The organism is Enterobacter sp. 118C5, assembly GCF_034107645.1.
Lineage (GTDB): Bacteria > Pseudomonadota > Gammaproteobacteria > Enterobacterales > Enterobacteriaceae > Enterobacter > Enterobacter nematophilus.
Map to the genome: position 1 here is coordinate 71,784 of NZ_JAWNEU010000018.1, position 6,000 is coordinate 77,783.

Sequence of the window (6,000 nt, forward strand, 5' to 3'; positions counted from 1 at the left end):
GAGCTAAATATAGCACCGGGGGGGATTGACTCGCTTCGCTCGCCCTTCGGGCAGATTCCTCGCAGGCTCGTCATCTGTCCAACTGGCTGCGCCAGTTGTCGAACCCCGGTCGGGGGTTCTCATCCCCCCACAGGCGTGCAACATGCGAAAAAAAAGCCCGCATTTTCATGCGAGCTCTTCTTTAAATATGGCGGTGAGGGGGGGATTCGAACCCCCGATACGTTGCCGTATACACACTTTCCAGGCGTGCTCCTTCAGCCACTCGGACACCTCACCATATTGTCATCCCGTTGTTGCCGGGACGGGCGCTAATGTAAGGAAAAGCCGAACTGCCGTCAACCCACTTTTTCAGTAATTTAGCGCGTTTAGACAAACTTCAGGCAACATGATTCTTAAATGTGCTGAAAGCGTCTTTTTTATCAACAACACAGTCGCGCAAGAAATTTGCTATGCTGACCGTCCAGTTAAAAAGCAAAATAAATCAGCGCAATAAAAGGCAGGATTGACTATGGATATACTCTTCTATCACCCCACTTTTGATACGGCTTACTGGATTAAAGCACTCTCGGCGGCACTGCCGGGCGCTCGCGTTCGTGAGTGGAAGCGGGGCGATAACGAACATGCCGACTACGCGCTGGTCTGGCATCCGCCGGTAGAAATGCTTCAGGGCCGTAAGCTGAAGGCCGTGTTCGCGCTCGGGGCCGGCGTGGATTCCATTCTGAGCAAGCTGAAAGCACACCCTGAAATGCTGCCGGAAGATATTCCCCTGTTCCGCCTGGAAGATACCGGTATGGGCCAGCAAATGCAGGAATATGCCGTCAGCCAGGTTCTGCACTGGTTCCGCCGCTTTGATGATTATCAGGCGCTTAAGCAGCAATCACGCTGGGAGCCGCTGCCGGAATATCAGCGCGAAGCGTTTACCGTTGGTATCCTCGGCGCCGGCGTGCTGGGTTCGAAAGTGGCTGAAGCGCTCGCGCCGTGGGGCTTCCCGCTGCGCTGTTGGAGCCGCAGCCGTAAAAACTATCCGGGCGTTGAGAGCTTTGCCGGAACGGATGAACTTCCGGCCTTTCTGAACGGCACGCGCGTGCTGATTAACCTGCTGCCCAATACGGCGGAAACGGTGGGAATCATCAATGAAGGTCTGCTCAACCAGCTGGACGATCGGAGCTACCTGATGAACCTGGCGCGAGGCGTGCATCTGGTCGAGGCGGATCTGCTGAAGGCGCTGGACAGCGGGAAGCTTAAAGGCGCCATACTGGATGTCTACAGCCGCGAGCCGCTGCCGGAGGAAAGCCCGCTGTGGCGACACCCGCGCGTGGCAATGACTCCGCACGTTGCCGCCGTGACGCGACCTGCCGAGGCGGTGGCCTATATCTCGCACACGATCGGTGAAATAGAGAAGGGTAACCCGGTCACCGGACAGGTCGACCGACAGCGCGGTTACTGAGAGAAACCCGGCGTTCGCCGGGTTTTTGCTAATATTCGCCGCTGATAACTGCTATCCTTTGGAAAAAACGCAGAGGAGAGAAAGATGTATCCCGTTGACCTGCATATGCACACCGTCGCCAGCACCCACGCGTATAGCAACCTCCATGATTATATCGCCCAGGCGAAGCTTAAGGGCATCAAGCTGTTCGCAATAACCGATCACGGCCCGGATATGGCGGATGCGCCGCACTACTGGCATTTTGTGAATATGCGTATCTGGCCACGTCTGGTGGACGGCATTGGGATACTGCGCGGCATTGAGGCGAACATCAAAAACACCGACGGTGAAATTGACTGTACCGGCCCGATGCTGACTTCGTTAGATCTGATCCTTGCCGGTTTCCATGAGCCGGTATTCCCGCCGCAGGATAAAGAGACCAATACCGCGGCGATGATTGCCACAATTGCCAGCGGCAACGTGCACATCATCAGCCATCCGGGCAACCCGAAGTACCCGATTGATATTCAGGCCGTGGCGCAGGCCGCGGCGAAACACCGCGTGGCGCTGGAGATTAATAACTCCTCGTTCGTGCACTCGCGTAAGGGCAGTGAAGCCAACTGTCGCGAAGTGGCTGCCGCCGTGCGAGATGCGGGTGGCATGGTGGCGCTGGGCTCTGATTCGCACACGGCCTTCACGCTGGGGGATTTTAGCGAGTGCCTGAAAATATTGCAGGATGTGGATTTCCCGGAAGAACGCATCCTGAACGTCACACCGCGTCGTATGCTCGATTTCCTCGAATCGCGCGGCATGGCGCCGATTGATGAATTTGCCGATCTTTAATTGAATAACGGAATAAAACAATGAATGAATTTTCCATCCTTTGCCGCGTGCTGGGCTCCCTGTATTACCGCCAGCCGCAGGATCCGCTGCTGGTTCCGCTGTTTACGCTGATTCGCGAAGGTAAGCTGGCGCAGAACTGGCCGCTGGAACAGGATGAGTTACTGGAACGCCTGCAGAAAAGCTGCGACATGCAGCAAATCTCAACGGACTACAATGCTCTGTTCGTGGGCGAAGAGTGCCGCGTGTCGCCGTATCGTTCCGCCTGGCAGGAAGGAGCGACCGAAGCGGAAGTGCGGGCATTTCTCTCCGAACGCGGGATGCCGCTGAGCGATACGCCAGCCGATCATATCGGTACGCTGCTGCTGGCCGCCTCCTGGATCGAAGACAACGCTGGTGACGACGAAAATGAAGCCATCGGGATCCTCTTCGAAACGTATTTGCTGCCGTGGGTGGGAACCTTCCTGGGTAAAGTGGAAGCCCATGCCACCTCTCCATTCTGGCGAACGCTGGCCCCGCTGACGCGTGACGCCATCGCAGCAATGTGGGACGAGCTGGAAGAAGAGAGTGAAGAGTGATTTAAATCACAAAAAATCTGCAACGATACATTTCAACTTGCACGTAATGTGCTTCTGATCTCATTTCTATGGCGCGCTTCTGCTAAGATGCGCGCCATGAACATATTACTTTGTATTGCGATCACGACGGGCATCCTCTCCGGTATTTGGGGATGGGTAGCGGTGTCTCTCGGTCTGTTAAGCTGGGCTGGCTTTCTGGGCTGCACGGCCTATTTCGCCTGTCCTCAGGGCGGGCTTAAGGGGCTGTTTATCTCAGGCTGCACGCTGATGAGCGGCGTTATCTGGGCGCTGGTCATCATGAAAGGCAGCGCGCTGGCGCCGCATCTGGAGATGCTGGGGTACGTCATGACGGGTGTCGTCGCCTTCCTGATGTGCATCCAGGCGAAGCATCTGCTGCTGTCGTTTGTGCCGGGCACCTTTATGGGGGCCTGTGCGACCTTTGCCGGTCAGGGGGACTGGAAGCTGGTGGTTCCTTCCCTGGCGCTGGGACTGCTGTTTGGCTTCGCCATGAAGAACAGCGGTCTTTGGCTGGCGGCGCGACGGGAAAAAACGCAAAACATCACCGCGGTGAGTGAATAAAAAAAGGCGAGATAATCATCTCGCCTTTTTTATGCGCTGCCCGTCAGGATTCCGGAGGCACCGACATATCACGGTATTTCACCAGGATCGGGTTCTGCACGTCCGCTCTGTTTTGCAGATCCCACAGCCCGCGATCGATACCATCGTTGATTAAGAAGATCACGCCGGTTTCAATGGCTGACATCAGACACATCATGACCGGTTCGTTCGAGGTGTAGCCAATTTCTCCCTCCAGCAGGCGCTGGTAGTCGATGAAGCGGAATACCCCAGCCTGAACTTCATAAGACAATATCGTTTTGCTGGTGTTGACCGAAGAGAGCACTTCACCGGTACTGACGTTCACGACGCGCAGGTTAACCGCAATTTGGTCGAGCTGGTACTGCGTATCTGCGCCGATACCGAAGTAGCGCGCGCCCACGCCGCCCGATTTCACGTTGCTCTCGTAACCGATAATCGACCCTTCAATCATCACGTTTGCGGCGGCCAGAGACTGCAGGGGCATCCGGTTATTGTCCGCGACGGTGCCATTCTCCTGCGCGGCACGAATGATTTTTCGTTCATTTAACAGGTTTTGCAATCCCTGGCGTTCCAGCGGAATAAACCAGCGCGAATCTTTAAGTGCGGTCACCAGCATGGCGGTGGCGCTTTGCGGCACCGCGGTGGAGAAGTTACTTGCCGGGTAAGGCTTAAATTGCCCGGTTTCATCCTGAATGTTGTATACCGAGACAAATATCTTGCCCGTAGGCGAAGGCAAATGGGTTAAATCACGATAACTCTGGGCCCGAGGCATTAATGTAGGTTTTGCAGCTTCTTTAGGCGGAGCAGTTAAACAACCGCTCAATAAGCACACTGCAACAAATATCAGGAAGCGCTGCATGGTCGTTGTCCTTATTTAGCTGTTGTTTAAAAGTCAGTTGAATTATTTTGCAGGCCGGAAACTTCTATGGTGGACGTTTTTCCTGTTTTACGATCGGTCACATTCAACTGAAGCTGTCCGTCCCTGTTGGCGATGTCGACAATAAAGTCGTTGGTCATCATTCGGCCGGGCTTGCCGGTATTAATGTTGGTCAGCAATCCCCCTAAAATTTGCGACTGGATAGCCTGGGTGAAGTTATCCAGTGCGGAAGGGGTATCAACGGTAAAATCCTGATAGCTCGGATCTTTATAGGAGTTTTGTGCCTGGGCTTGATTCAGCAGAAAGGCACCGTTGTTGGGGTTACCGCCAAAGTTAGGGTTACGGAACTGGAAGGTCATATTTCCGGCCCAGCTCAGGGGAGCAATAAGCATGATCGAAACAACTGCATATGCAATACGCATGACAGCCTCCGCATATCGGTTCGCTAGAACTCATCTTTTGCTAAATCGCTGGTGCTTAATAGGGCTTTATCTATTTGCAGGCGATTAATAGCGTCTTCAGTTTGAGCCAGTGCTAAGGCTACGTTTTTATCGAAGTCTGTTTTCGAGGGGAATAAAAACGTTTGATAAATAACGTCCTGATTGGCCGTTATGGTTATCCAGCTTCCCCAACGTGCACTGGGCCGCTCGTTGATTGTTAAATTACCCGTGTAGGGACTGTCCCATTTATCGCTGAAGGCCCGGTAAAAACTGTGCCCGATCGATGAGACAGTGTGGTCAGTTAACAATCCGGGAACTTCGACCTCAACGGCCTGCAGGTTCCCTGCAGCGAGCAGAAAACTCGCTGCGGCGATCCAACTCAACGTGCGCTTCATGTGATTAACGCCTGAGGTTATCGTTTGCCCATGAAACCGCCTGAGTTCGGTTTTTAACAGCTATCTTCTTGAAAAGATTATAAAGGTGCGTCTTTACCGTATTTTCGCTGATAAATAACGAACGGGCGATTTCAATATTTGAAGCACCAATGCGTAATTTGTTCAGGATCTCTTTCTCACGGTGGGTGAGCAGCGCTGATTCCGAACTGTTATAGCGGTAATTTCCGGAGTGCGTGATGAGGTAGCTGGCAAGCTTTTGCGAGAAATAGCATTCGCCGCGCAATATGCCTTGCAGACCATCTACCACCCGAACTTCTTCTTCAGTGACGTAGAACACGCCATTGATATGCGGCCAGCTTTCAATATCTCTGAAAGGATATTCATCAGGCGTATTCAATAATAACACGCGGATATTATTGTTTTTCCTGCTTAAGTTATCTTGCCAGTAATGGATAAGCTTTTTATCGGCTTCCATCATATCAAACAGAATGATGCTGCCAGGCGCAATATCATCAAAAGAACGTTGAATATTATGCAATTTCCCGTTCAGTGATAAAGATTGCTTTAAATGTTGTAATAAAGCTGTCGCTTGCAGAGAAGGTTTTGTGATCAACAGTAATGTATGACCATGTAAACTATGGACTTCATTATACATGATGAAACCCCACTTATTTTTGGCACCTGACAGCAGCCCTCTTTGTAAAGAAGAGGGCACCAGAAGTACTGACAGATGTTGCACTGCTGTATGTAGAATCAGAACATAACCTCCGCAGGGAGGTAAATATAAAACCAATTTCGTACATCTAATTTCAATCTAGCTTTTACGAATTTTAAAGCAAGTGTTAAT

Annotated in this window: 8 protein-coding genes and 1 tRNA gene; 4 read left to right on the forward strand and 5 right to left on the reverse strand. The window is 52.4% G+C overall.

Annotated elements, in window-relative coordinates:
• Positions 1-188: 188 nt before the first annotated feature.
• A tRNA-Ser gene (locus UTO39_RS20610) sits at positions 189-276 on the reverse strand.
• A gap of 232 nt (positions 277-508) precedes the next feature.
• On the opposite strand from UTO39_RS20610, the gene ghrA reads away from it, so the two are divergent.
• From ghrA to UTO39_RS20630, 4 genes are all read left to right on the forward strand, one after another.
• Complete coding sequence (gene ghrA / locus UTO39_RS20615; RefSeq protein ID WP_320727957.1) at positions 509-1,447, forward strand: glyoxylate/hydroxypyruvate reductase GhrA; 939 nt, start codon at positions 509-511, stop codon at positions 1,445-1,447.
• Between the two features lie 84 nt (positions 1,448-1,531).
• Positions 1,532-2,269, forward strand: a complete 738-nt coding sequence (locus UTO39_RS20620) for a phosphatase (RefSeq protein WP_028012671.1) — start codon at positions 1,532-1,534, stop codon at positions 2,267-2,269.
• A gap of 20 nt (positions 2,270-2,289) precedes the next feature.
• The gene (locus tag UTO39_RS20625) at positions 2,290-2,844 is read left to right on the forward strand and encodes a molecular chaperone (protein ID WP_028012672.1); all 555 of its coding nucleotides are present in this window, start codon (positions 2,290-2,292) and stop codon (positions 2,842-2,844) included.
• 96 nt (positions 2,845-2,940) lie between these two features.
• Positions 2,941-3,423, forward strand: coding sequence for a DUF1097 domain-containing protein (locus UTO39_RS20630; protein WP_320727958.1), 483 nt, complete (start codon positions 2,941-2,943; stop codon positions 3,421-3,423).
• 43 nt (positions 3,424-3,466) lie between these two features.
• On the opposite strand, the gene csgG is transcribed toward UTO39_RS20630, so the two are convergent.
• From csgG to csgD, 4 genes are read right to left on the reverse strand one after another with little or no spacing between them, the layout of a single operon-like run.
• Positions 3,467-4,300 (reverse strand): curli production assembly/transport protein CsgG, encoded by an 834-nt coding sequence (csgG, locus tag UTO39_RS20635; protein ID WP_061098605.1) that lies wholly within the window; start codon positions 4,298-4,300, stop codon positions 3,467-3,469.
• A gap of 26 nt (positions 4,301-4,326) precedes the next feature.
• The gene (gene csgF / locus UTO39_RS20640; RefSeq protein WP_116340728.1) at positions 4,327-4,740 is read right to left on the reverse strand and encodes a curli production assembly/transport protein CsgF; all 414 of its coding nucleotides are present in this window, start codon (positions 4,738-4,740) and stop codon (positions 4,327-4,329) included.
• 23 nt (positions 4,741-4,763) lie between these two features.
• Positions 4,764-5,153 (reverse strand): curli production assembly/transport protein CsgE, encoded by a 390-nt coding sequence (gene csgE, locus UTO39_RS20645; RefSeq protein ID WP_061098603.1) that lies wholly within the window; start codon positions 5,151-5,153, stop codon positions 4,764-4,766.
• 4 nt (positions 5,154-5,157) lie between these two features.
• Positions 5,158-5,808 carry a biofilm master transcriptional regulator CsgD gene (gene csgD / locus UTO39_RS20650; RefSeq protein ID WP_028012677.1) on the reverse strand — a complete coding sequence of 217 codons (651 nt, stop codon included), beginning with the start codon at positions 5,806-5,808 and terminating at the stop codon, positions 5,158-5,160.
• Positions 5,809-6,000: the final 192 nt, after the last annotated feature.

Excerpts from the sequence above, each read along its gene's own strand:
- UTO39_RS20625 (WP_028012672.1), top strand. The coding sequence starts at position 2,290 with ATGAATGAATTTTCCATCCTTTGCCGCGTGCTGGGCTCCCTGTATTAC.
- csgF (WP_116340728.1), bottom strand. The coding sequence starts at position 4,740 with ATGCGTATTGCATATGCAGTTGTTTCGATCATGCTTATTGCTCCCCTG.
- ghrA (WP_320727957.1), top strand. The coding sequence starts at position 509 with ATGGATATACTCTTCTATCACCCCACTTTTGATACGGCTTACTGGATT.
- UTO39_RS20620 (WP_028012671.1), top strand. The coding sequence starts at position 1,532 with ATGTATCCCGTTGACCTGCATATGCACACCGTCGCCAGCACCCACGCG.
- csgE (WP_061098603.1), bottom strand. The coding sequence starts at position 5,153 with ATGAAGCGCACGTTGAGTTGGATCGCCGCAGCGAGTTTTCTGCTCGCT.
- csgG (WP_061098605.1), bottom strand. The coding sequence starts at position 4,300 with ATGCAGCGCTTCCTGATATTTGTTGCAGTGTGCTTATTGAGCGGTTGT.
- csgD (WP_028012677.1), bottom strand. The coding sequence starts at position 5,808 with ATGTATAATGAAGTCCATAGTTTACATGGTCATACATTACTGTTGATC.
- UTO39_RS20630 (WP_320727958.1), top strand. The coding sequence starts at position 2,941 with ATGAACATATTACTTTGTATTGCGATCACGACGGGCATCCTCTCCGGT.